Source organism: Amycolatopsis sp. NPDC047767, assembly GCF_040704195.1.
Classification (GTDB): domain Bacteria; phylum Actinomycetota; class Actinomycetes; order Mycobacteriales; family Pseudonocardiaceae; genus Amycolatopsis.
The window spans coordinates 190,610-213,133 of the sequence record NZ_JBEYSJ010000001.1 but is presented as its reverse complement, the minus strand read 5'-3'; the positions used below and the strand labels follow the sequence as shown (position 1 = coordinate 213,133).

The 22,524-nt window shown below is 71.5% G+C and carries 28 protein-coding genes; 10 read left to right on the top strand and 18 right to left on the bottom strand.

Annotated features, from left to right (window positions below; genetic code table 11):
* Positions 1-6 precede the first annotated feature (6 nt).
* Positions 7-936 (bottom strand): glycosyltransferase family 2 protein, encoded by a 930-nt coding sequence (locus AB0878_RS01035; protein ID WP_366575325.1) that lies wholly within the window; start codon positions 934-936, stop codon positions 7-9.
* Between the two features lie 18 nt (positions 937-954).
* Here AB0878_RS01035 and AB0878_RS01030 point away from each other — a divergent pair, with 18 nt between their 5' ends.
* Both AB0878_RS01030 and AB0878_RS01025 read left to right on the top strand, forming a co-directional pair.
* Positions 955-2,022, top strand: coding sequence for a glycosyltransferase family 1 protein (locus tag AB0878_RS01030; RefSeq protein WP_366575323.1), 1,068 nt, complete (start codon positions 955-957; stop codon positions 2,020-2,022).
* A gap of 404 nt (positions 2,023-2,426) precedes the next feature.
* Positions 2,427-3,557: a glycosyltransferase family 1 protein gene (locus AB0878_RS01025; RefSeq protein ID WP_366575931.1), complete on the top strand. Its 1,131-nt coding sequence runs from the start codon at positions 2,427-2,429 to the stop codon at positions 3,555-3,557.
* Between the two features lie 107 nt (positions 3,558-3,664).
* Here the strand turns inward: AB0878_RS01025 and AB0878_RS01020 are convergent, their stop codons facing one another.
* The gene (locus tag AB0878_RS01020; protein WP_366575322.1) at positions 3,665-4,075 is read right to left on the bottom strand and encodes a hypothetical protein; all 411 of its coding nucleotides are present in this window, start codon (positions 4,073-4,075) and stop codon (positions 3,665-3,667) included.
* Between the two features lie 200 nt (positions 4,076-4,275).
* Here AB0878_RS01020 and AB0878_RS01015 point away from each other — a divergent pair, with 200 nt between their 5' ends.
* Positions 4,276-5,145, top strand: a complete 870-nt coding sequence (locus AB0878_RS01015; RefSeq protein ID WP_366575930.1) for a glycosyltransferase family 2 protein — start codon at positions 4,276-4,278, stop codon at positions 5,143-5,145.
* On the opposite strand, the gene AB0878_RS01010 is transcribed toward AB0878_RS01015, so the two are convergent.
* Positions 5,146-5,553, bottom strand: coding sequence for a hypothetical protein (locus AB0878_RS01010; RefSeq protein WP_366575320.1), 408 nt, complete (start codon positions 5,551-5,553; stop codon positions 5,146-5,148).
* A 140-nt stretch (positions 5,554-5,693) separates the two neighbouring features.
* Between AB0878_RS01010 and AB0878_RS01005 the strand changes: the two genes are divergently transcribed.
* Positions 5,694-6,773, top strand: coding sequence for an NDP-sugar synthase (locus tag AB0878_RS01005; protein ID WP_366575319.1), 1,080 nt, complete (start codon positions 5,694-5,696; stop codon positions 6,771-6,773).
* The gene (locus AB0878_RS01000; RefSeq protein WP_366575928.1) at positions 6,773-7,666 is read left to right on the top strand and encodes a DNA-3-methyladenine glycosylase 2 family protein; all 894 of its coding nucleotides are present in this window, start codon (positions 6,773-6,775) and stop codon (positions 7,664-7,666) included. Before AB0878_RS01005 ends, AB0878_RS01000 begins: the two co-directional genes overlap by 1 nt.
* 1 nt (position 7,667) lies before the next feature.
* Here AB0878_RS01000 and AB0878_RS00995 read toward each other — a convergent pair whose 3' ends face one another.
* From AB0878_RS00995 to AB0878_RS00955, 9 genes are all read right to left on the bottom strand, one after another.
* The gene (locus tag AB0878_RS00995) at positions 7,668-7,838 is read right to left on the bottom strand and encodes a hypothetical protein (RefSeq protein WP_366575318.1); all 171 of its coding nucleotides are present in this window, start codon (positions 7,836-7,838) and stop codon (positions 7,668-7,670) included.
* An 18-nt stretch (positions 7,839-7,856) separates the two neighbouring features.
* Entirely contained in the window at positions 7,857-8,147 is a 291-nt protein-coding gene (locus AB0878_RS00990) for a hypothetical protein (protein ID WP_366575316.1), read from the bottom strand.
* Positions 8,148-8,155: 8 nt separating this feature from the next.
* Positions 8,156-8,521, bottom strand: coding sequence for a hypothetical protein (locus AB0878_RS00985; RefSeq protein WP_366575314.1), 366 nt, complete (start codon positions 8,519-8,521; stop codon positions 8,156-8,158).
* Positions 8,522-8,597: 76 nt separating this feature from the next.
* Positions 8,598-8,951 carry a GntR family transcriptional regulator gene (locus AB0878_RS00980; RefSeq protein ID WP_366575312.1) on the bottom strand — a complete coding sequence of 118 codons (354 nt, stop codon included), beginning with the start codon at positions 8,949-8,951 and terminating at the stop codon, positions 8,598-8,600.
* Positions 8,952-8,963: 12 nt separating this feature from the next.
* Complete coding sequence (locus tag AB0878_RS00975) at positions 8,964-9,110, bottom strand: hypothetical protein (RefSeq protein WP_366575310.1); 147 nt, start codon at positions 9,108-9,110, stop codon at positions 8,964-8,966.
* 10 nt (positions 9,111-9,120) lie between these two features.
* Positions 9,121-9,657 (bottom strand): NUDIX hydrolase, encoded by a 537-nt coding sequence (locus tag AB0878_RS00970; protein WP_366575308.1) that lies wholly within the window; start codon positions 9,655-9,657, stop codon positions 9,121-9,123.
* Positions 9,654-11,000: a coenzyme F420-0:L-glutamate ligase gene (locus tag AB0878_RS00965; RefSeq protein ID WP_366575306.1), complete on the bottom strand. Its 1,347-nt coding sequence runs from the start codon at positions 10,998-11,000 to the stop codon at positions 9,654-9,656. Before AB0878_RS00965 ends, AB0878_RS00970 begins: the two co-directional genes overlap by 4 nt.
* Positions 10,993-11,991: a 2-phospho-L-lactate transferase gene (cofD, locus tag AB0878_RS00960; RefSeq protein WP_366575304.1), complete on the bottom strand. Its 999-nt coding sequence runs from the start codon at positions 11,989-11,991 to the stop codon at positions 10,993-10,995. The genes AB0878_RS00965 and cofD overlap by 8 nt, the downstream gene beginning before the upstream one ends.
* Positions 11,988-12,731: a GNAT family N-acetyltransferase gene (locus AB0878_RS00955; protein WP_366575926.1), complete on the bottom strand. Its 744-nt coding sequence runs from the start codon at positions 12,729-12,731 to the stop codon at positions 11,988-11,990. Before AB0878_RS00955 ends, cofD begins: the two co-directional genes overlap by 4 nt.
* A gap of 62 nt (positions 12,732-12,793) precedes the next feature.
* Here AB0878_RS00955 and AB0878_RS00950 point away from each other — a divergent pair, with 62 nt between their 5' ends.
* The 3 genes from AB0878_RS00950 to dapC all read left to right on the top strand — a co-directional run bounded on the left by AB0878_RS00950 (position 12,794) and on the right by dapC (position 14,498).
* The gene (locus AB0878_RS00950) at positions 12,794-12,970 is read left to right on the top strand and encodes a hypothetical protein (RefSeq protein ID WP_366575302.1); all 177 of its coding nucleotides are present in this window, start codon (positions 12,794-12,796) and stop codon (positions 12,968-12,970) included.
* Positions 12,971-13,089: 119 nt separating this feature from the next.
* On the top strand, positions 13,090-13,410 hold the full coding sequence (fdxA, locus tag AB0878_RS00945) for a ferredoxin (protein WP_366575301.1): 321 nt from the start codon (positions 13,090-13,092) through the stop codon (positions 13,408-13,410).
* A complete protein-coding gene (dapC, locus tag AB0878_RS00940) occupies positions 13,407-14,498 on the top strand; it encodes a succinyldiaminopimelate transaminase (protein WP_366575299.1) in 1,092 nt (363 codons plus the stop codon). Before fdxA ends, dapC begins: the two co-directional genes overlap by 4 nt.
* 31 nt (positions 14,499-14,529) lie before the next feature.
* Here the strand turns inward: dapC and AB0878_RS00935 are convergent, their stop codons facing one another.
* A complete protein-coding gene (locus AB0878_RS00935) occupies positions 14,530-15,150 on the bottom strand; it encodes a TetR/AcrR family transcriptional regulator (RefSeq protein WP_366575297.1) in 621 nt (206 codons plus the stop codon).
* Between the two features lie 81 nt (positions 15,151-15,231).
* Here AB0878_RS00935 and AB0878_RS00930 point away from each other — a divergent pair, with 81 nt between their 5' ends.
* On the top strand, positions 15,232-16,656 hold the full coding sequence (locus AB0878_RS00930) for an FAD-dependent monooxygenase (RefSeq protein ID WP_366575296.1): 1,425 nt from the start codon (positions 15,232-15,234) through the stop codon (positions 16,654-16,656).
* Positions 16,657-16,668: 12 nt separating this feature from the next.
* Here the strand turns inward: AB0878_RS00930 and AB0878_RS00925 are convergent, their stop codons facing one another.
* From AB0878_RS00925 to AB0878_RS00915, 3 genes are all read right to left on the bottom strand, one after another.
* On the bottom strand, positions 16,669-17,637 hold the full coding sequence (locus AB0878_RS00925) for a CHAD domain-containing protein (RefSeq protein WP_366575294.1): 969 nt from the start codon (positions 17,635-17,637) through the stop codon (positions 16,669-16,671).
* Positions 17,638-17,732: 95 nt separating this feature from the next.
* Complete coding sequence (gene dapD / locus AB0878_RS00920; protein WP_366575292.1) at positions 17,733-18,713, bottom strand: 2,3,4,5-tetrahydropyridine-2,6-dicarboxylate N-succinyltransferase; 981 nt, start codon at positions 18,711-18,713, stop codon at positions 17,733-17,735.
* Positions 18,714-18,741: 28 nt separating this feature from the next.
* Positions 18,742-19,188, bottom strand: a complete 447-nt coding sequence (locus tag AB0878_RS00915) for a hypothetical protein (RefSeq protein WP_366575290.1) — start codon at positions 19,186-19,188, stop codon at positions 18,742-18,744.
* Positions 19,189-19,231: 43 nt separating this feature from the next.
* On the opposite strand from AB0878_RS00915, the gene dapE reads away from it, so the two are divergent.
* Positions 19,232-20,305 carry a succinyl-diaminopimelate desuccinylase gene (gene dapE / locus AB0878_RS00910; protein WP_366575288.1) on the top strand — a complete coding sequence of 358 codons (1,074 nt, stop codon included), beginning with the start codon at positions 19,232-19,234 and terminating at the stop codon, positions 20,303-20,305.
* Between the two features lie 144 nt (positions 20,306-20,449).
* Here dapE and AB0878_RS00905 read toward each other — a convergent pair whose 3' ends face one another.
* Together AB0878_RS00905 and AB0878_RS00900 are read right to left on the bottom strand one after the other, a co-directional pair.
* Positions 20,450-21,310, bottom strand: a complete 861-nt coding sequence (locus AB0878_RS00905) for a YceI family protein (RefSeq protein ID WP_366575286.1) — start codon at positions 21,308-21,310, stop codon at positions 20,450-20,452.
* A 128-nt stretch (positions 21,311-21,438) separates the two neighbouring features.
* Complete coding sequence (locus AB0878_RS00900) at positions 21,439-22,494, bottom strand: chitinase (RefSeq protein ID WP_366575284.1); 1,056 nt, start codon at positions 22,492-22,494, stop codon at positions 21,439-21,441.
* Positions 22,495-22,524 lie beyond the last annotated feature (30 nt).

The window sequence follows — 22,524 nt, the reverse complement described above, 5'->3', positions numbered from 1 at the left end:
CCCAGCTTAAAGGCCCGCCCAGGCGTCCCAGATCGCCCCTCGGCCGAGGGTGGTGATCTCGCCTGTGCGTCTGCGGGCGCGCAGGGTGGCGGGGAGTCTCAGGGCCACTTCGGCCAGCACGCGAGCGCGGAGGCCGACGCGGAAGTTGGCGGCGGCGGGCTTGTTGCGGCGCAGCGGGAGCAGCGCGGTGATCAGGGCGAACCGGACGATTTCGCGCACGGCGATCGCGGCCGGGGCGCAGCGGAGGAGCATGAGGAGGCGGTTGCGTTCGTTCCAGCGGTGGAACAGGGGAGAGCCGGGTTTGGTGCTGGCCCCGTGGCGGTGGTGGACGCGGGCCTTCGGGGCCGAGACGACGTGCCAGCCGGCCAGCCGCAGGCGCCATGCGGTGTCGGTGTCCTCGTAGTAGCAGAAGAAGCTCGCGGGGACGCCGCCGACGGCTTTGAGTGCGTCCGTGCGCAGGAGGGCGGCGCCGCCGCAGAAGCCGAAGACCTCGTCGGCGGGTTCGGTGAGGTCGGCGCCGTGGCCGTCGGCGGTGAGGCGGACGCCGGTCGACTGCGTGGTGCCGTCGGCCAGCTCCAGCCGGCTCGTGACGGCGGCGGCGAGCGGCTGTTCGGCCAGGGTGTCTTCGAGCTCGGCGAGCCAGGTGGGTTCGGGGGCGGCGTCGTCGTTGAGCCAGGCCACGTGTGGGGTGGTGGTGTGGTCGAGGGCCACGGCCATCGCGCCCGCGTAGCCGGTGTTGCGCTTGAGGCGGATGACCTGCGGTTTCGACGGGTGCGCCTGGAGGAGGGCGGCCGTGCCGTCGTCGGAGGCGTTGTCGATCACGAGCGTCCGATGTGGACGCGTCTGGGCGGCGAGGGCGTCGAGGCAGGCCTCGACGTGAGCCGCGCCACGCCAGGTGACCACGACGACGGTGCTGCCGGTTTCCGCGCTGGTCACCTGGGTGAGAATAGCGGCGTGCCCGAACTGGTAGTGCTCGCCGAGCAGCTGCTCGCCCCCGTCCCGGGTGGTACGGGCCGGTACACCGCCGAACTGCTGCCCGCGCTGGCGCGCACCGCGCCGCCGGGCTGGACGGTGTCGAGCGTGGTCGCGCGCCACGCGGATGTTTCTGCCGCCGTCGTCGAAGGCGTCGAGGGGCCGCGCGCGCTCCCGGTGCCGCCGCGCGCGTTGGTCGGCCTGTGGCAGCTGGGCGTGCCCTGGTGGCCGCGCGGCGACGCGGTCCACGCGCCGACGCCGTTCGCGCCGCCGCGCCCGCCCGCGGGCAAGACGCTGACCGTGACCGTGCACGACACCGTGCCGTGGACCCACCCGGAGACCCTCACCGCCCGCGGCGTGAGCTGGCACCGGTCGATGATCGCCCGCGCCGCGCGCCGCGCGTCGACCTTGATCGTGCCGACGCGCGCGGTGGCCGACGAGCTGGCCGTCCTGGTGGACGTGACCGTGCCGGTGCGCGTGGTGCCCCACGGCGTGACTGTGCCCCAGGGCTCGGCGGCGCTGGACCTGCCGTCGAAGTACGTCCTCGCGGTGGGGACCATCGAGCCGCGCAAGGGCATCGACGTGCTCGTGGACGCCGTCGCCGCGGTGGGCGACGTGGCCCTGGTGCTCGCCGGCCAGCCGGGCTGGGGCGGCATCGACCCGGTCGCGCTTGCCGCTTCACGCGGCCTGACCGACGTGCACGTGCTGGGCAAGGTCACCGACGCGGAACTGGCCACGGCCCTGCGCGGCGCGAGCGTGCTGGCGGTGCCCAGCTTGGCCGAGGGCTTCGGGCTGCCGGTGCTCGAAGCGATGGCCTCGGGGGTCCCCGTAGTGCACACCGACGTGCCTGCCCTGGTCGAGGTCGCCGGCGGCGCGAGCGTGGTCGTACCGCGCGGCGACGCGGTGGCCTTGGCCGCCGGGCTGCGCGAGGTCCTCGGCTCCCCTGCACGCGCGGCGGACCTGGCGCGGCTGGGCCGCGACCGCGCGCGGGAGTTCACGTGGCGATCCGCCGCGGAGGCGGTGTGGGCGGCGCACCGGAAGCGGACGTGACCGCGGGCCGGGTCTCTGGAGTCGGCTGGGAGCCGGACACGGGCCAGTCATCGACGTGGTCCGGTGCTGGATGGCGTGTGGTGGGAACTGGCGGCCGACCCGGTGTCGGCTCGGCGGGGACCGTCGCTCTGCGTGAGCGCTTTTCGTGAGCTGCTACCCGACGCGAGCGTAGGTTCGCCGCCAGTCGGCGTGAGTGCGGACGGCCGGGCGGTGCGCGAGCGCCCCATCGGCGCTGCCTGAGCTTGGGCAGCGAACGTGAGTGGCGCGCAAGATCGTTTGCGGCGATCTTGCCGCGTCGGCAGGCAACACAGTGCCGGAGGCGGACAACACAGCACAGTTCGTCGGTTCCTCACCTATGCGTTGGGTGATCGCCGTACTCTGCTCACGTGACCGGTGATCCCCGTGTGCTGATCGACGCGACCGCGGTGCCCGCGGATCGGGGTGGCGTCGGCCGGTACGTGGACTCGCTCGTCGCGGCGTTGGACCAGGACGGGGCGCGGCTGACGGTCGTGTGCCAGCCCCGGGATCTGTCGCTGTACGACCGGCTCGCCCCGGGGGCGCGAGTGGTGCCCGCGTCGCCCGCGACGTCCACTCGGACGGCCCGGCTGACCTGGGAACAGGCGACGTTGCCGCGGCTCGTGCGTCGCCTGGCGGCGGACGTCGTCCACTCGCCGCACTACACGATGCCCCTCGCGAGCCCCGCGGCTTCGGTCGTGACGCTGCACGACGCGACGTTCTTCACCGACCCCGTGTTGCACTCGTCGGTGAAGGCGCGGTTCTTCCGCGCGTGGACGGTGGCCGCCCTGCGCCGCGCGACGCTGTGCGTCGTCCCGAGCCAGGCGACGGCGCTGGAGCTCGGCCGCGTGACCCCCGTGCGGCACGCGGAACTGGAAATCATCCACCACGGCGTGGACTCGGAACGCTTTCACCCACCGTCCCCCGAGGAGATCGCCGCGGCGCGCGCGGCCGTCGGCATCGGGCGGACGCCGTACATCGCGTTCCTTGGGGCGCTTGAGCCGCGCAAGAACGTGCCGGCCCTGATCCGCGGTTACGCCCGCGCCGTCGCCGGCCAGCCGGACGCGCCCGCTTTGGTGCTCGCCGGCCAGCCCGGCTGGGACACGCAGGTCGAACGCGCGCTGGACGCCGTGCCGCACCGGCTGCGCGTGATCCGCGCCGGCTACCTGCCCTTCGGGACCCTCGCGGGCTTCCTGGGCGGGGCCGAGCTGGTCGCCTACCCGTCGCTGGGCGAGGGCTTCGGCCTCCCCGTGCTCGAAGCCATGGCCTGCGGCGCCGCCGTCCTGACCACCCGCCGCCTCTCCCTCCCGGAAGTCGGCGGCGACGCCGTCGCCTACTGCGGCGTCGGCGCGGGCGACGTGGCCGCCGCGATCACCGAACTCCTCGCCGACCCGCCCCGCCGCGCCTTCCTCTCCGCAGCCGCCCAGCAGCGCGCGAAGGACTTCTCGTGGGCCACAACGGCGGAACGTCACCGCGAGGCGTATGAGAAAGCGTGGGACCGGCACCGCCGGATGCACTGAGCCAGGTTCTGCCAGGTTCTGCTACCATGATCGTGCGAGGTCCCGGTGGGACCGAGAAGAGAGCCTGTGATGCGTCCGGACGGTCGTCTCACAGGCTTTTCGCCTTTTCAGAGCCGAATGTGCTCCTCGATCAACCCTTCGATCTTGTGCGTCCAGTTCCCGGCTGCGCCGAAGCACCAGGCGACGGCGTCGGAGATCCAGAGCAGGGGCTCGAGCGTTGAGTCCAGGTGTTCGTAGGTCAGCTCGGTCTTAGACGGTTGAGTACCCAGCGTCTCTTGAATCGTCCGGCGGTCGTGGTCGTCGCGCTCGTTCCTGGTGTCCAGGACGAGACGGTGCGCGCGGCTTTCGAGCAGGTCTTCGACAGCCCTGCGCAGGCATTGCTGCCGCACGGCTTCTTCGGTCTTGGGTGTGCACGACCCGGTGTACATGCGAACAGAGACCGACATCTTGGCCATTTGATCGATGAGTTGTCTTCGCCGAGGCTCCTTCTCCTTCTTGAAATGAAGCTCCCGCGCCACGGAGGAGCAACTCCGTCAACGCGCGCCGCGTTGGGCGGAGGTGGGCAGGTTCGACGAGGGTGACGCACAGCAGGAACTGGCGATTCCGCGCCGATTCGTCGACGAAAGCGTGCACAGACATCCGCTCATTCTGGCCGCCCTGCCATCACCCTTGGTGACGGGGTTGATCCATGCCCGTAGCCGTGCGTGAGCGGGGGACAATGGCGCCCGTGACCGAGCAGCAGCGCACCTACGGCGACAAACTCGCCGTCGTGACCGTGACCTACTTTCCCGGCGACATGCTCGAGAAGTTCCTCGACACGTTGGACAAGGCGACCGACCGGGACGTCCGCGTGGTGGTCGCGGACAACGCGTCCACGGATGGCGGGCCGGAGAAGGCGGCGGAGCGCGAGAACGTGCAGCTGGTCAGCATCGGCGAGAACGTCGGGTACGGCACGGCCGCCAACCGCGGCGTGGCGGCGCTCGACGACGGCTACGGGTGGGTCGTCGTGGTCAACCCGGATCTGGAGTGGGAGCCGGGGTCGTTGGACGCGCTGCTGGAAGTGGCGAAGCGGTGGCCGCGTGGGGGTGCGTTCGGGCCGTTGATCCACGATCTCGACGGGACCGTCTACCCGTCCGCGCGGTTGCTGCCGTCGTTCGGGCGCGGGATCGGGCACGCCGTGTTCTCGAAGGTCTGGCCCGGCAACCCGTGGACGCGCCAGTACCGTCAGGAGAACGCCGCGCCGCAGGAGCGCACGTCGGAGTGGCTGAGTGGCTCGTGCCAGCTGTTCCGGCGCGAGGCGTTCGACTCGGTGGGCGGCTTCGACACGCGCTACTTCATGTACTTCGAAGACGTCGACCTCGGCGACCGGCTGGCGAAGGCCGGCTGGCTGAACGTCTACGCGCCCTCGTCGAGCGTGATGCACATCGGTGGCGTGTCGACGGCGCGCGTGTCGAAGAAGATGCTGCGCGCGCACCACGCCAGCGCCTACCGCTACCTCGCCGACCGGCACCAGGGCGTGCTGTGGAAGCCCGTGCTGGCGGCGGTGAAGCTCGGGCTGGCCGTGCGCGTCAAGCTCGAAGGAGCCTGATCACAGCCCGTCGAGCCGCCGCGAGAGGTTCGACCTGCCGGTGCTCTGCTTGATCGTCGGCACCAGCCCGGTCAGCTCTTCCTCGGCCGGCTCCCGCAGCGGGCTCGGCACGGGCGCGGCCTGCGGACGCGGCACCAGCGGAGTGGTCACCTGCGCGGACGGCACCTCCAGCGGCGTGGTCGTGCTCGGCTTCGCCAGCGGGTGCTCGTCGTTCTCCTCGATCAACGACGCCGGGAGCTGCGTCGTCGTGTCGGGATCCTGCTGGTCGAGCTCCGAGACCACGGATCTCGGGATCTGCTGCGTGTTGGAGGCGTCCATCGGCGACGTCATGTTGTCCGGCGTCACCACGAAGGCGCCGCGGGAACGGGCGCGTGCGAGCAAAGCGTCCGCGCGATCGCGGGGGTCCATCCCCTCGGCCTCCCGACTGACCCGGGGCCTCTGGGGAAAGGCCCACCTGTTTCCTGTCTAGGGTAGGCCCTCGGGGGCGCAGCCGTCAGCGTTTCCCGCGGCTTGTCGCTCAGCGGTGCGTGATACAAGAGGAGTTTTCTGTGACGTCCGAGCTCGAGGTCGACGCCGTCGTGCTGGTCGGGGGCAAGGGCACCCGCCTGCGGCCGCTCACCCTGTCCGCGCCGAAGCCGATGTTGCCGACGGCCGGGACCCCCTACTTGAGTCACCTGTTCTCGCGAATTCGCGCGGCCGGGATCCGCCACGTCGTGCTCGGCACGTCCTATCGCGCCGAAGTCTTCGAGGAGTACTTCGGCGACGGTTCGGCCCACGGCCTCGAACTCGAGTACGTGGTCGAGGACGAGCCGCTGGACACCGGCGGCGCCATCCGCAACGTGTACGACAGGTTGCGCGCGGACCACGCGATCATCTTCAACGGCGACATCCTCTCCGGCGCCGACCTGCGCCATCAGCTCCAGACCCATGTGGACACCGGCGCCGACGTCACCCTCCACCTCCAGCGCGTGCCCGACCCGAGCCGGTTCGGCTCCGTCCCCACGGACGAGCACGGCCGCGTGCAGGCGTTCCTCGAGAAGACGCCCAACCCGCCGACGGACCAGATCAACGCCGGCTGCTACGTCTTCCGCCGCTCGGTGGTCGAGACCATCCCGGCGGGCCGGCGCGTGTCGGTGGAGCGCGAGACCTTCCCCGGGCTCCTCGAAGCCGGCGCGCACCTCCACGGCTTTGTCGACTCCTCGTACTGGCTCGACGTCGGCACGCCCGAGGCGTTCGTGCGCGGCAGCGCGGACCTGGTGCGCGGCATCGCGCCGACGTCCGCCCTGGCGGGCCCGACCGGCGAGTCGCTGGTCCTCGACGGTGCTTCCGTGGCCTCGTCCGCTCAGCTGACGGGCGGGACGACGATCGGGGAGAAGGCCGTGATCGGCGACGGGGTGACGGTCGACGGTTCGGTCGTGTTCGACGAAGCCGTGGTCGAGGCCGGGGCCATTGTGGAGCGTTCGGTGCTGGGTCGCGGCGCGTTCGTGGGGGCGGGCGCGGTGCTGCGGGGCGTGGTCCTGGGCGACGGCGCGTCCGTCGGCGCCGGCTGCGAGCTCCTCGACGGCGCCCGCGTCTGGCCCGGCGTCACCCTGCCCGACGGCGGCATCCGGTTCTCGAGCGACGCATGATCGAGTGGCGACCGCCCTTCCCGCTGGACCTGGCCGCGGTGCTGGGCCCGCTCAGCCGCGGGCGCGGTTCGCTGAACTTCCGCGGTGAGCGTGGCGTCTGGTGGCTGGCCGCCAACACGCCGTCCGGCGTGGGCACGCTGGCGCTGCTGCGCCGGCCCGACGGCGTCGTCGAGGCCGACGCGTGGGGTCCCGGCGCGGAGTTCCTGCTCGACGGCGTGCCGGCGCTGCTCGGCGCCGAGGACGACGACACCGGCTTCGTCGCGCACCACCCCGTGGTCGCCCGCGCGCGCCACGACGCCCCCGGCCTGCGCCTCGGCTCGACGCGGCGCGTGTGGGACTCGCTCGTGCTCGCGGTGCTGGAGCAGAAGGTCTCGGGCAAGGAGGCCATCCGGTCGTGGGCCGAGCTGTGCCGCTGGTTCGGCACGCCCGCACCCGGCCCGGGACCGGCTTCGCTGCGCGTACCCCCGTCCCCGGTGGCGATCAGGTCCATTGTGGACTGGAACTGGCACCGCATCGGCGTGGACCTCAAACGCCGGACAGCGCTGATCAACGCCGCCCGCGTGGCTCCGCGGCTGGAGGAAGCCGTGGCGCTCCGGGGTTCCGCAGGCCGGGCCCTGCTGCGCAAAGTGTCCGGCATCGGCGTGTGGACCGCCGCCGAAATCGCCCAACGCGCCTGGGGTGACCCGGACGCCGTCAGCTTCGGCGACTACAACATCCCGAACATGGTCGGCCACACACTGCTGGGCCGGCGCATCGACGACGAGACCATGGCCGAGTTGCTCGCGCCCTACGCCCCCCATCGCCAGCGCGCGATTCGGTACCTGGAAGTCGGCGGGGCCCGCGCGCCGCGGTACGGGCCCCGCATCGAACTCCGCGACTACCGCGCGATGTGACCTACTGCGGCGGCTGTTGACCCTGGCGGGGCTGCTGCTGCGGATACTGCTGCTGTGGCGGCGGATACTGCGGCCCAGGCTGCTGCTTCGGCTTCCGCCCCACGGTGAACTTCAGCACGAGGATGACCACCAGCACGATGATCAGCAGCGCTGGGAGCACAAAACGCAACACGACGGCTGAATCTCCTTCTCAGTTCCCGAATCCGGACGGCGGCTGTTGACCCGGCGGCTGCGGCGGATACGGCTGCTGCGGGTACTGGCCGGGCACCGGAGGCTGTTGTTGCGGAAAGCCGGGCTGACCCTGCGGATATCCCGGCTGTTGCGAAGAAAATGGCAGTTGGCCCGGGTACTGCTGCTGAGGGCCGGGCTGCGGCGGATACGACGGTTGCTTCGGCTTTCGCCACACCGTGAGCTTCAGGACGAGAAGGACTACGAGCAGAGCCACCAGCAGGATCGGCGTGATCAGGTTGTGGATGTTCACCGGTCGCCTCAGTTCCCGAATCCGGACGGCGGTGTTTGACCCGGCTGCTGCTGCGGGTACTGGCCGGGTACCGGAGGCTGTTGCTGTGGATAACCGGGCTGACCCTGCGGGTATCCCGGCTGTTGCGGATAGCCGGGTTGCTGCGCCGGCTGTCCCGGCGGGTAGCCGGGCTGTTGCGGGTAACCCGGATACCCCGCCTGCCCGGGCGGATAACCGGGGTCGCCCGGGTAACCCGGCGGTTGCATTCCTTGCCACGGCGGCGGAATCGGCGGCTGACGGCGTTTCTTCGAAGACCGCACGCCCACCACGATGGCCGCGACGATGCCTGCCAGCAGCAGCAAGATGATGAGATGCCAAGGCTGAATGGCGTTCACGACAAAAGTCCCCTCTCCCCGGCCCATGGTCATCGTAGGGGGAGTGGCCGTCGGGGGCTGGGCGAGACCGGAGCGGTCAGCGCAGCGCGGCCGTCACGATGGCGAGCGCCTCGTCCGTCGACAGGCCCAGCTGTCGCGTCACTGCTGCATAATCGGCGGCCGCCGACAGGGCCCGCGAACGCGACTCGTCCCCTGAGGCACCCACGAAGCTGCCGGCGCGGCCGCGCGTTTCGATCAGGCCGGCTTCCTCCAACTCCCGGTACGCGCGAGCCACGGTGTTCGGGGCGACGCCCAGGTCCGAGGCCAGCGCGCGAACGGTAGGGAGCTTGGTGCCGACGGCGAGGGTGCCGGCGTTGATCTGCGCGGCGATCGACGAGCGCACCTGCTCGAACGGCGGCACCGAAGAGGCGCTGTCGTAGCTCACGGTCACCGCGAAACCTCCCTAACGCCGGCGCTTCCTGCGCAGGCTGACGACCACACCCACGACGACCAGCACGAACGCCACCCCGAACCCCACGGCCACGACCCAGCCGCTCACGAACCCGCCGTCGCCGGTGTGGATGTGCGGGTTGGCGAGCACCAAGGGCATGCCGACCATGCTAACGGGACGAAACGGCCGCGTTCACGAGTTCGGCCAGATCCTCCGACCCCGCGGGCAGGGCGTCGACCGGCCACCAGCGCAGGTCGTCGGACTCGTCGCTGCGGACGGGCAGCGCCCCGGCCGGCGCGCGGACCGCGTAGCGCACGTCGAAGTGCCGCGTCGGCACGCCGAGGGAGCACGTGATCGGGTGGACGTCGAGGTGCACCGGCTCGGCGCCGATCTCCAGGCCCGTCATGCCCGACTCCTCCGTCGCTTCGCGCAGAGCCGCGGAGGCGACCGACGCGTCGGACGGCTCGCAATGCCCACCCAGCTGCAGCCAGCGGCCGACACGCGGGTGCAGCGTCAGCAGCACCTGCGTACCCGTCGAGTCGAGGACCACCGCTGAGGCCGTGAGGTGCCCGGCCGCGCACGAGCGTTGCACGGTGTCGTCCCGCGTGGCCAGGAAACCCAGGAACGCCTGGCGCAGCGATTCCTGCGAGCCCAGGGAAGGAGCCCACGCCGTCAGGATCTTCACCGCATCCGCATGCAGCGTCACAGTTCGACCAGCCCTTCGCCCGGCTCACCCAGCGAGCGCGCGGCAGGCGTTTCGAGCGGGTGCCCGATCGCGACCGCGCCCAGCGGCTCCCAGCGCGAGTCCAGGCCCAGCGTCGAGCGCACGAGGTCGGCCGCGAAGATCGTCGACCCGATCCAGCACGAGCCCAGGTCCTCCGCCGCCAAGGCGACCAGCAGGCCCTGCACCGCGGCGCCGGCGGCGACCGTGAACATCGTGTGCTCGCAGTCGTTGCGCCGCTGGTCGCGGTAGGTGTGGGCGCCCTCGGGCACGAGGAACGGGATCACGACCTCGGGCGCGCGGTACAGAATGTCCCCGCGCGACAAGCGTTTCTCGATCTGCGACGGCGTGAAGTCGTCGTTCGACAGGTCCGCCCGCCACGATTCGCGCATCGCGTCCAGCAGCTTCGCGCGCAGCCCGGTGTCGCGCAGCCACACGAACCGCACGGGGTGTGTGTGGTGCGGCGCGGGCGCGGTCAACGCCGCCGCGACCGCGCGCCGGACGACCGAAGGATCCACCGGCGCGTCGGAGAACGTGCGCACGGAACGCCGGTGCGGCACGGCTTCCCGCCGGCCCTGCGCCAGCGCTTCGTTGGTGCCCAAGCGGAACAGGTCCTCGTCGACGGGCCGGATCAGGTTCCGCGCGGTGGAGCCGTCGTCGGTGAGCTGCAGGCCGCGCACGACCGCCACCGGCAGGCCGCCGAGCTTGCCCTTCACCAGGTCCGCGGCGGCGGCGAGCTCGTCGGCCACCGCGATCTCCGTGACGGCCAGCTCGTTGCCCTGCGAGTCGACCTGCCCCGCGTACGCGTGCAGCACGCGCAGTCCCGAAGCGCCGATCGCCGCGTCGGTCTGCCCGACGCGCCACGCGCGGCCCATCGTGTCCGTGACGACAACGGCGACCTCGACACCCAGCCGGTCCCGCAGTCCGCCGCGCAGCGCGTGGGCCGACGCGTCCGGGTCCGCGGGCAGCAGCGCGACCTCGTCGCCCTGCACGTTCGACGCGTCGATCCCCGAAGCGGCCTGCACGATCCCCAGCGGGTTCTCCGTGATCACCGTGCGCGCCACCCGCGCGACGACCCGCACCGTCTCCTGGTCGATCAGCTCGCGTCGCGCCGCGTCCCGGGCCTCCGGGTCGCTCGGCACGCGCACGAGCCGGCCCTCGACCTTCGAGAACACCTTGCTCGTCACCACCACGACGTCGCCCGACCGCAGCCACGGCGCGGCCGCGACGATGGCGCCGGTGAGATCGTCGCCGGGACGGAACTCCGGCAGCCCGGTCACGGGCAGGATCTCGACCTTGGCCGACGCGTGATCACTGAACTCAGACACCGGACACTCCCGCAACGTCGAAGGCCGCCCGCACCATCGCGGCCGTGGCGTCCACATCGGACATCAGCAGCGGCACCGCGCGCACGTCGACGCCCGGCACCGTCACGTCGTGGTCCTCCTCGGCGACGAGCCAGCCGTCCAGCACCCCGCCGTCGGAGCGGGCGCCGTAGTGCCGGCCGACCGCCTCGGCGGAGGTCTCCACGCCGATCGCCGTGAGGCACGCGTCGGCCATGCCGCGCAGCGCCTTGCCGCCGATGATCGGCGAGATCCCCACGACCTTGGCCTTCGACTTGCGCAGCGCCTCGCGCACACCCGGCACCCCGAGCGTCGTCCCGACGCTCACCACCGGGTTCGACGGCGCGAACAGCACCAGGTCGGCCTCGCCCAGCGCCTCGAGCACACCCGGCCCGGGCTTGGCCTCGTCGGCGCCGACCGAAACGATCGAGTGCGCCGGACGGTCGGCCCGGTAGCGCACCCACCACTCCTGGAAGTGGATCGCCTTCTGCTGCTCCGGCTGGTCGGGGTCGTCGATCACCACGTGGGTCTCCACGCGGTCGTCCGACATCGGCAGCAGCCGCACGCCCGGGCGCCAGCGATCGCACAGCGCCTCGGTGACGGCCGAGAGCGGGTAGCCCGCGCGCAGCATCCGCGAGCGGATCAGGTGCGTCGCGATGTCCTTGTCGCCCAGCCCGAACCACGTCGGCTCCGCGCCGTACGCGGCGAGCTCCTCCTTGACGACCCACGTCTCACCCGCGTGGCCCCAGCCGCGTTCGGTGTCGATGCCACCGCCGAGGGTGTACATGCAGGTGTCGAGGTCGGGGCAGATGCGCAGGCCGTGCATCCACACGTCGTCGCCGGTGTTCACCAGCGCCGTGACCTCGTGCGGGGACGGGCTCTCCGGCTCGCCGATCGCGGGCATCCCGAGTGCGGTCTTCACGCCGAGCAGGAAGCGCGCGCCACCGACTCCACCGACCAAAACGACGATCTTCACGACTGCGGATCCTCGCACGCGCCCGGTCCCAGGCCCCAGTAGCGGTACCTGTGGTGCTCCGTACAGCCGAGCGCGGAATACAGCTTCAACGCGCCTTCGTTGTCCACGGCCACCTGCAACACCCACCTCTCCGCACCGTGCGCGCGACCCCACCCGGCCAGCGCGGACATGAGCGCCGACGCGAGCCCGCGCCGGCGGAACTCCGGCCGCACGGCCAGGCGCGACACGTGGAGCCACCCGTCCACGATGGCACCGCGCACGGCTCCGGCGGTGACACCGGCAGCGTCGTCCACGTCGACCACGCCATAACCCACCTTGCCCGTGCTCAGCACGTGGCGTTCGGCCGCGCCCGGCGACGGGCTGTCGGCCGCCAGCTCCCACCACGCCGTGGTCGGCTCGTCGAGGATCTCGGCGTCCTGCGCGGGCCCGGCCGGCAGCGGCCCGACGAGCACCGACACCTCGTGGCCCGCAGCGTGTTCGGTCCACTCGCGCCAACCGGCGGCTGCGACGGCACGCTCGGTGGCGCTGTCCTGGATCACCTGCGCAACAGGTGGGATCCCCCGATCGTGGGCGAAGTCACAGACGGCCGTCAACGCGGCGGCCACGCTCCGGCCGGGGTCGCCCACGGCGAGTGCGCTGTTGGCGCGCCCGGTGAAGCCGTCGGCCCAGCGCAGGCGCCAGTCGCCGAGGGGTTCGTCGACCACCGGGGGCCAGGCCCGCGCACACACGAGTTCGAGCATTTCCGAGTCGTTCACGGTTAGATTGTCCTTGACGCGGCACCCCATTTTCGCAGGGAGAACCGATGAGCTACGTGCGCAGGGACGACAAGCACAACGACGACCTGGTCGACGAGATCGCCGACGGTTTCGAACGCACGCTCAAGGAGAAGCGCGAGGGCGACACCAAGCCCACCGGCCCGGGGTTCACCATCACCGGCGACGCGCGCAACGCCCCGAAGCCCCGCCGCCGGGACCGCTGAGCGGGACATTCGGCCCCATACCAGGGGTATGGCTAAGGGTTGCCTAAGCACCACCGGTGCCTCGGGAAGCGCGTAATGTCCGCAGGGACTGGCTAAGCAGAGAAAAGCAGGAGTACGCAGTGACCTACGTGATCGCCGAGCCCTGCGTCGACGTGCTCGACAAGGCGTGTATCGACGAGTGCCCCGTGGACTGCATCTACGAGGGCGAGCGGATGCTGTACATCCACCCCGACGAGTGCGTCGACTGCGGCGCCTGCGAACCGGTCTGCCCGGTCGAGGCGATCTACTACGAGGACGACGTCCCCGACAACTGGGCCGACTACACCAAGGCCAACGTCGACTTCTTCGACACGCTGGGCTCGCCCGGCGGTGCCTCCAAGGTCGGCAAGACCAGCCACGACCCCGCCTTCATCAAGGCGCTGCCCCCGCAGGGCGAATGACGACCCGCCCCCTGCCCGACTTCCCCTGGGATTCGCTCGCCGAGGTCAAGGCCCGCGCGCAGGCGCATCCCGGCGGGATCGTCGACCTCTCCGTCGGCACGCCCGTGGACCCGGTTCCGGCCTCGATCCGCGACGCGCTGGCATCGGTATCGGAGATCCCGGGCTACCCGGCCACCCACGGCACGCCCGCGCTGCGGACGACCGCCGTGGAGGCGCTGGGCCGGCGCTACGGCGTCGAGGGGCTCGAGCCGGACGCGGTGCTGCCGACGATCGGGTCGAAGGAAGCCGTGGCCTGGCTGCCGCGGCTGCTCGGCCTCGGTCAGGGCGACACCGTGGTGATCCCCGAGCTGGCGTACCCGACCTACGAGGTGGGGGCGCTGCTGGCGGGCGCCGACGTCGTCCGCGCGGACGGGCTCACGCAGCTCGGGCCGCAGCGGCCGGCGATGATCTGGCTCAACTCGCCGTCGAACCCGACCGGCAAGGTGCTCGGGGTCGAGCACCTGCGCAAGGTCGTGGAGTGGGCGCGTGACCGCGACGTGATCGTGGCGTCGGACGAGTGCTACCTCTCGCTCGGCTGGGACGCCGAGCCCGTGTCGGTACTGCACCCGTCCGTCCACGGTGGACGGCTCGACGGGCTGCTGGCCGTGCACTCGCTGTCGAAGTCGGCGAACCTCGCGAGCTACCGCGCCGGGTTCATCGCCGGCGACCCGAAGCTGGTCAAGCAGCTGCTGGAGATCCGCAAGCACGCCGGGATGATCGTGCCGCGTCCGGTGCAGGAAGCCATGGTGGCCGGCCTGACCGACGACGAGGCCGTCGCCGCGCAGCGCGAGCGGTACCTGCGCCGCCGGCTCGTGTTGCGGAAAGCGTTGCAGGACAACGGTTTCGAGATCTCCCACTCCGAAGCCGGGCTGTACCTCTGGTCCACGCGCGGCGAACCGGCGCTGGACACCGTCGCATGGCTGGCCGAGCGCGGCATCCTCGTGGCGCCGGGCACGTTCTACGGCCCGGCCGGCGGTAACCACGTGCGCGTGGCCCTGACCGCCACGGACGAGCGCATCGACGCCGCCGCGGAGCGGCTGAACTCCTGATTCCCGGGCGGGCGCGCTTCGGTGCGCCCGCTCAGAAATCCCGTCCCGTGAAGCCCCGGTAGACGAACCTCGTGAGCGCCTCGACGGCCTCGTCGTCACTCGGTGCCGTCCAGCCCGTCGGCGCCGGCGCGGTGAGCCACATCTGCGCGAAGTTGTCGATCAGCTGGTACATCATCACGATGCTCAGCTGCGTCGACGCGGGCAGCTCGTACCCGGCCGCCGTGACCCGCTCGAGGTGTCCCGCGATGTCGGCCGCCTGCGTGACGCCGAAGCTCGCGAGCGTGCTCGCGAACCCGTCGTGGACCATCGACGCCTGGCGCAGCGCCTGCATCGTGGCCGCGTTTTCCTTGTAGAAGGCCCAGTACTGGCGCACGTGCCAGCGCACGGCCTCGGGGTCGCTGAAGTCCGACAGGTGGCCCTCGGAGGCCGCCTCCTCGTCGCCCGCCGCCGCCAGGTCGCCCAGGAGCGCCTCGAGCAGCTCCTCCTTGCTCGCGAAGTGGTTGTAGAACGAGCCCGCCGCCCGGCCGGCTTCCGCCGTGATGTCGGTGATCTTCGTGTTCAGGTAGCCCTTGCGCGCGAACACGCGCTTGGCGGCCTCCTTCAACGCGGTCTCCGTCTCGGCGGCCTTCTCCTTGCGGCTCGTCGCCGTCATCTCGGCACCTCCCTTGACAGGAACGCTAGCAGCGCGCATTCTGAATTCAGATTCACTGAATTTGAATTCACTGGAGGGGACATGGACACCACGGTGCTGATCGCGGGAGCCGGCCCGACCGGCCTGACCCTGGCGATCGAACTGGCCCGGCGCGACGTCGCGGTCCGGATTGTCGACAAGGCCCCGGCCTTCTTCAACGGCTCGAGAGGCGACGGCCTGCAGCCCCGCACGCTGGAGGTTTTCGAGGACCTGGGCGTGCTCGACGCGGTGCTGGCGGCGGGCTCGCCGCAGTACCCGATGAAGGTCTACCTGGACGGCGAGTTCGTGCAGGAGCGCTGGATGAGCGACACCGTCGAGCCGACGCCCGCGGTGCCGTACCCGAACATCTGGTTCCTCGGGCAGTCGCAGACGGAGGGCATCCTGCGCGAGCGGCTGTCGTCGTTCGGGGTGCGGGTGGAGCTCGGGGTGGGGCTGGTGGGGTTCACGCAGTCCGCTTCGGGCGTGACGGCTTCGCTGTCGACGGGGGAGACGGTCGAGGCTTCCTACTTGGTCGGTGCCGACGGCGGGAAGAGCTTCGTGCGCAAGGCACTGGGGATTCCGTTCGAGGGCACGACCGACGAGTCGATCCGGATGTTGCTGGGGGACGTCCAGGCTTCGGGCCTCTCGCACGACTCGTCGTACTGGTTCGCGCCGGCTTCGTCGCCGATGAGCGGGGTGGCGTTCACGCCGCTGGCCGGCACGCCGCACTTCCAGTTCGGGGCGCCGCTGGGGGACGGGGACCTGGCGGTGGAGACCTCGCTGCCGGCGTTGCAGGCGCGGCTGGACTCGGTGTCGGGCGGCGGGATCCGGCTGTTCGACCTGGCCTGGTCGACCGTGTGGCGGCCGAACATCCGCCTGGCCGCTTCCTTCCGCGTCGGGCGCGTGTTCCTCGCCGGCGACGCCGCACACGTGCACCCGCCGACGGGTGGGCAGGGGCTGAACACGGGGGTCCAGGACGCGTACAACCTGGGCTGGAAGCTGGCCTCCGGGTCTCCCTCGCTGCTGGACACCTACGAACCCGAGCGGCGGGCGGTGGCGGCGCGGGTGCTGGGCGTTTCGACGGCTCTGATGGAGAAGTACGCCGACGGCGACGAGGACGCCCATCGGCGGGGGTCGGAGACACAGCAGCTGGATGTCGGGTATCGGGGTGGGCCGTTGGCCGCTGCTGGTTCTGGCTCGCTTCGGGCTGGGGACCGGGCTCCGGACGCGCCGTTGGTGGACGCGAACGGGAAGCCGGTGCGGCTGTTCGAGCTGTTCCGGGGCCCGCACGCGACGGAGCTCGTCTTTGGTTCGGGTGCGGTGGGTTCCTCCCCGGAGGCGCACCGGATCTTGCCCGCCGGGTCGATGGCTTCGGGCTCGGATCTGGTGGACGCGGGCGGCCACGCGCACGCGGCTTACGAGGCCACGGCGGGGCGCCGCGTGCTGATCCGCCCGGACGGCTACGTCTGGTCGATCACGGCGGAGTGATCTGGCCGAGGGTCAGAGAGCCGTGTCTGCCGCCTTGTCGATGCGGGCCCAGACCGCCGGCCAGGCCGCGCGGGCCTCGGTGCGCTTGAGGAGTTCGTGTTCGGCGATGCGGCCCGCGATGAAGCCGACCTCGCTGTCGACGCTGGCCAGCACCGCGCGCACCCTTTCGGCGGCGATCACGGCGTCCTGGTGGTCGCCGAGGACGGTCTGGAGTTTGCGGGTCGACTTGACGAGTTCAGTGAGGGCGGTGGCCTGCTTCTTCTTCGCCGACGAGCGGGCCAGTTCGGCGGTGTAGCGCAGCTTCTTGCCGTAGATGCGCAGGGCGTGCAGGTCGTCGTCCGGCGGGTCCGCGGGCAGGGCGCGGACGGCCTTCGACAGGCGGCGGTACGGCTTGCGGACGTCGGTCGCCAGGCTGCCCGAGCCCAGCGGCGTGGGGTCGAGCTCGTGGTCCGGGATGCGCGTGAGCTGGGCGATGCGCTGCAGCAGCGTGGCGTAGCGGGCGCTCGACAGGGCGCGCGTCAGGCGGCGGCGGGCGGCGCCGCGTTCGGTGACGAACTTCGAGACCAGGCGGCGGCCCGCGGGCTGGTCGCGGACCTCGAAGGTGGCGATCACCTCGCGCAGGTGGCCGATCAGCACGTCGTAGTCGCGAACCTCGCCGAGGGACTGGCCGAGCCAGCCCAGCTCGGCGCGCACGGGCTCGGCGGACTCGCCCAGCAGCGCGCCGGAGGTCTTCAGCACGCTGCGCATGCGCCGGAGGGCGACGCGCATCTGGTGCAGGTCTTCGGGGTCCGTGCCGCTGCGGGTGCCGGGCTCGCGCGACAGCAGCTCGCGCAGCTCGTGGTCCAGCTTGGCCCGGATGTGGGTGGCCGCCGGGTCCCGGGGGCCGGCTTTCGCGGGCTCGTCGGGCAGGCCGAGCTCGGCCGGGGTCGTCGGCTCAGGTGCGCGGCGGCGGGTCGAGGAGGGCAACGATTCGGTGGTCACGACATGAATGGTAAGTGAACACGCAGGCAGAGTGGATGTGACTCGTGACGAAAAGGGCGCGACCCCGGTGGGGCGCGCCCTTTTCGGCAAGACGATCAGTTTGCGTGCAGCGCTTCGTTCAGTTCGATCCCGACGCCGGTGCGCGACACGACCTCCACCGCGCCCGTCGCCGAGTTCCGCCGGAAGAGCGCACCCGAAATACCCGAGATCTCCCGCGCCTTCACGGTCTTGCCGTCGACGACGACCTTCGTGCCGGCCGTGATGTACAGCCCGGCCTCGATCACGGAGTCGTCGCCGAGGGAAATGCCCACGCCGCCGTTGGCGCCGATCAGGCAGCGCTCGCCGATCGCGATGACCTCCTTGCCGCCGCCCGAGAGCGTGCCCATGATCGACGCGCCGCCGCCGACGTCGCTGCCGTCGCCCACGACCACGCCCGCCGAGATCCGGCCCTCGACCATGGACGCGCCGAGCGTGCCGGCGTTGAAGTTCACGAAGCCCTCGTGCATCACGGTCGTGCCGGAGGCGAGGTGCGCGCCCAGGCGCACGCGGTCGGCGTCGGCGATGCGCACGCCCGAGGGCAGCACGTAGTCGACCATCCGCGGGAACTTGTCCACGCCGTACACGGCCACCGCGCCACGCGAGCGCAGCCGCAGGCGGGTCTGCTCGAAGCCCTCGACGGGGCACGGGCCGTGGTTCGTCCACACGACGTTGGCCAGCTTGCCGAAGATGCCGTCGAGGTTCTGCCCGTGGGGCTGCACGAGCCGGTGCGACAGCAGGTGCAGCCGCAGGTAGGCGTCGTGCGCGTCGGCGGGGGCCGCGGCCAGGCTGCCGATCGTCACGCGCACCGCGACGACCTCGACGCCACGGTCGGTGTCGGGCCCGAGCAGCGCCGCCGCGGCGTCACCGAGCAGCTCGGTGGTCTCGGCGGCCGACAGCCGCTCGGTGCCACTGGTGCCGGTGCCGGTCAGCTTCGGGTGCGGGTACCAGGTGTCCAGCACCGTCCCGTCGGACGCGACGGTGGCCAGCCCGACGCCGACGGCGCCGGTCGTTTCGGGGTCAGGGGTCTGCTCGCTCACGCCGGTCACGGTAGTCGAGCCACGCGCCTCAACCCGTGGTGGCCTGCTGGTTCACGAGCTTCTTCACCGACGTGAGCGCAGCCGAGATGGTGATCAGCGCCTGCGTGCAGGCGCCGCCCGCGGTGGGCACGGTGGTGCAGCCCGCCCCGCGGAACGCGCTCACGCCCTGGTCGAGCGCGGCCGCCGCGTGATCGAGCGCCACGTCGACGGTCTTGCCGGCCGCCGCGCGCTCGTGCACCGACGCGGCCGTGCCGCCGACCTCCGTGACGAACTTCTCGCAGCCCTTGGGCAGCTGCGTCTGCGGGCTCGTGTAGCAGGCGTCGGCGGACAGCGCGTCGAGCTTGATCGGCAGCGCGTCAGGGCCCGGCGACCCGGGGTTCGGGCCGGGCGTGGGGCCCGCCTCGGAGCCGCAGCCGGTCAGGACCAGGGACAGGAGGACGCCGCCGAGAGCGACCAGGGAGCTTCGCGTGCGCACGTCCCTCACGGTAGCCCTCGGGCCGGGTCGGTACGGTGCCGGTATGACCTCGCTGGACCTGCGCGCCGACCCCGCCGACCTCACCGCCGCCCTCGTCGACGCGTTCAGCGTCTCCGGCGAGGAGGCCCGGCTCGCCGACGCCGTGCAGGCCGCGCTCACCGAGCAGGCGCCGCACCTCGAGGTGGTCCGCAACGGCGACGCCGTGCTCGCGCGCACGAACCTCGGCCGCAGCTCGCGCGTGATCCTCGCCGGGCACCTCGACACCGTGCCGGAGAACGCCAACCTCCCGTCGCACCGCACCGGTTCCGGCGACGAAGAGCTGCTCCACGGCCTCGGCTCCGTCGACATGAAGGGCGGCGACGCGGTGTTCCTGCACCTCGCCGCCACGCTGCCCGAGCCTCGCCACGACGTGACGTTCGTCTTCTACGACAACGAAGAGGTCGAAGCGGTCAAGAACGGCCTCGGCCGCATCGAGCGCGAGCTGCCCGAGTGGCTGGCCGGCGACCTGGCGGTGGTCGGCGAGCCCTCCAACGGCGTCATCGAGGCCGGCTGCCAGGGCACGCTGCGCGTCGAGATCCGCACGAGCGGGACCCGCGCGCACACCGCCCGCGCGTGGATGGGCGAGAACGCGATCCACGCCCTGGCCGAACCCCTGCGCCGGCTCGCCGAGTACGCGCCGCGCGTGGTCGACATCGACGGCCTCACCTACCGCGAAGGCCTTCAGGCCACCAAGATCTCCGGCGGCGTGGCCGGCAACGTCGTGCCCGACGCCGCCGTGCTCACGGTCAACTTCCGCTTCGCCCCGGACCGCAACCCCGCGCAGGCCGAGGCCCACGTGCGCGAGGTCTTCGACGGCTACGACGTGACGCTCACGGACCTCTCACCGGGCGCGCTGCCTGGCCTTTCGGCGCCGGCGGCCGCCGAGCTCGTGGCCGCCGCCGGTGGCCGCGCCGCCGCGAAGCTGGGCTGGACCGACGTCGCCCGCTTCGCCGCGCTGGGCATGCCGGCCGTCAACTTCGGCCCCGGCAACCCGAGCCTCGCGCACACGCAGCAGGAACACGTGCACGTCGCGGAGATCCGCCAGGTGGCCGACGTCCTGCGCAAGTTCCTGGGCTGACCCCCGGCCGAGTCCTGCGCACCGCACCCGACGTGGTGTTGGTTGCTGAACGCACCGAACGCCACATTGGGTGCGTTGGGTGCACCGAACGCCGCATTGGGGTGCTCGCCGCGACCCGGTGGCCGGGGGTGAGCGGCCGGGTGGCTAGGCCGTTCCCGCGCGGACGGCCTGGATGTCGAGCTGGATCTCGATCGTCGAGCCGACCATGACCAGGCCCTTGGCGAGCGTCTGCTGCCAGTTGATCGTGAAGTCCTCGCGGTGCAGCTCGGTCGTGGCGACGGCACCGAGGCGGTCGCCGTTCCACGTTCGCAGGCCCAGGTAGCCGGCGTCGAGGCGGACGCCGCGGCTGGCGCCGTGCAGGTTGAGCGTGCCGTCGATGCTCCAGCGGTCGCCGGGCGCGCGGCGGAACCGGTGGCCGTGGAAGCGGATCTGCGGGAAGCGGCGCACGTCGAGGAAGTCGGGGGAGCGCAGGTGGTCGTCGCGCTTGTCGGCGGAGGTGTCGATGCTCGCGGCGTCGATCACGACCTCGACGGTGGAGTCCTCGATCTGCTTGCCGACGACGATGCTGCCCTGGAAGCTGCGGAACCGGCCGTGGACCTCGCACAGCCCGATGTGCCGCGCGATGAACCGGATGGCCGTGTGGTCGGGGTCGAGCACCCATTCGCCCGGGTCAGGCAGCTGGCGGTTGTCGTCCGGCACGAGCCGCAGGTCTTCGAGGGAGGTGTGGTCGCCGCTCACGACCTCGACCGTGCTGTTGCGTGGCTGGTAGCCGCGCGCGCTCACGGTCACCGCGTACGTCCCGGCCGACAAGGTGCTCACCGCCAGGCCGAACTCGTCCGCGACGGCCTTCGTCTGCCGCTGGGTGCGCTTGTGCAGCATCACCATCTGCGTGCCCGGGAGCGGGCGGCCGTGCTCGTCACCGACCCGCACGCTGAGGAGTCCGGCTTCGGCGTTGAACGTCACGGGCCCGCCACGCTGTCCGTTGTTTCGCTTGCGCCCGAACACGTCGTCTCCTCTGCTCGACTTTGTCGGGGCACGTTATCAGCGACGTCAACGACAAGCCTTGGGCCACAGCGGGAACCGGGAGCGGTTCCGGCGCCGAGGCCTGGTGTTCGGGGCCCCGGCGCCGGATTTCAGCGGCCTTCGAGCGAGCGGACGTTGTCGCCGAACGTCCAGTTCTTCGAGCCGTCCCAGTTGATGGACCAGGTCATCAGGCCCTTCACGCCCGAAACAGCGCGATACGCCTGCGAGACGAGGTTCGGCGCCAGATACCCGCCGCCGGCACCCTGCTGGGCCGGGAGGCCGGGTACCTGCTTGTCGAGCGGCACTTTTAGCGTTGTGCCCTGCACGACCAGGCCGTTGGCGAGGCAGTTGGTCTGCGTGGTGAAGCCCTGCACGGTGCCGGCCTCGTAGGAGTCTCCGGAGCAGCCGTACATGGAGCCGTTGTAGTACTGCATGTTCAGCCACCACAGGCGGCCGTTGTCCGCGTACTTCTTGATGATCGGCAGGTACGAGCCCCAGATCGAGCCGTAGGTGACGCTGCCGCCGGTCACATAAGCGGTTTCGGGCGCCATCGTGAGGCCGAAGTTCGACGGCATCTGCGCGAGCACGCCGTCGATGATGCGGATGAGGTTCGCCTGCGAAGCCGAGAGCGAGTTGATGTTCCCGCTGCCGGTCAGGCCGGTCTCGATGTCGATGTCGATGCCGTCGAAGTTGTACTTCTTGAGGATCGGCACGATCGTGCTCACGACCTTGTCCGCCACCGCCGACGACGACAGGTCGATGCCCGCCGCCGCGCCGCCGATGGACATCAGGATCGTGGCGCCCGAGGCCTTCGCGGCGCACATGTCGGCCGGGGTCGCCACCTTCACGCCGGCGTCCATGCCGTCTTCCCACAGCACCGTGCCGTCGGAGCGGATGACGGGGAAGGCCGCGTTGATCACGTTGTAGCCGTGGGACTTGATGCGCGCGTCGGTGATCGGGACCCAGCCGAGGCCCGGGTGCACACCGTTGGCGGCGCCGTCCCAGTTCTCCCAGTAACCCTGCAGCACCTTCCCGGCGGGCTTCGACTTCACCGCACACGTGTCGGCCTGCACCGACGCGCCCGCGGTCCCCGTGAGCCCCGCCAACGGCAGGGCGAGCGCGGCGGCCACCACCGCACCGAAGATCCGTGACCTGCGACCGAACATCCCGGCTCCCGTCTCGCGACAACGCTGTCC

Coding starts and splice junctions, on each gene's coding strand:
- AB0878_RS00955 (WP_366575926.1), bottom strand. CDS start 12,731: ATGCTCGAACTCGTGTGTGCGCGGGCCTGGCCCCCGGTGGTCGACGAA.
- AB0878_RS00975 (WP_366575310.1), bottom strand. CDS start 9,110: ATGCCCTTGGTGCTCGCCAACCCGCACATCCACACCGGCGACGGCGGG.
- AB0878_RS01010 (WP_366575320.1), bottom strand. CDS start 5,553: ATGGACCCCCGCGATCGCGCGGACGCTTTGCTCGCACGCGCCCGTTCC.
- AB0878_RS00900 (WP_366575284.1), bottom strand. CDS start 22,494: ATGTTCGGTCGCAGGTCACGGATCTTCGGTGCGGTGGTGGCCGCCGCG.
- dapE (WP_366575288.1), top strand. CDS start 19,232: ATGACCTCGCTGGACCTGCGCGCCGACCCCGCCGACCTCACCGCCGCC.
- AB0878_RS00935 (WP_366575297.1), bottom strand. CDS start 15,150: ATGACGGCGACGAGCCGCAAGGAGAAGGCCGCCGAGACGGAGACCGCG.
- AB0878_RS00930 (WP_366575296.1), top strand. CDS start 15,232: ATGGACACCACGGTGCTGATCGCGGGAGCCGGCCCGACCGGCCTGACC.
- dapC (WP_366575299.1), top strand. CDS start 13,407: ATGACGACCCGCCCCCTGCCCGACTTCCCCTGGGATTCGCTCGCCGAG.
- AB0878_RS01015 (WP_366575930.1), top strand. CDS start 4,276: ATGGCGCCCGTGACCGAGCAGCAGCGCACCTACGGCGACAAACTCGCC.
- AB0878_RS00950 (WP_366575302.1), top strand. CDS start 12,794: ATGAGCTACGTGCGCAGGGACGACAAGCACAACGACGACCTGGTCGAC.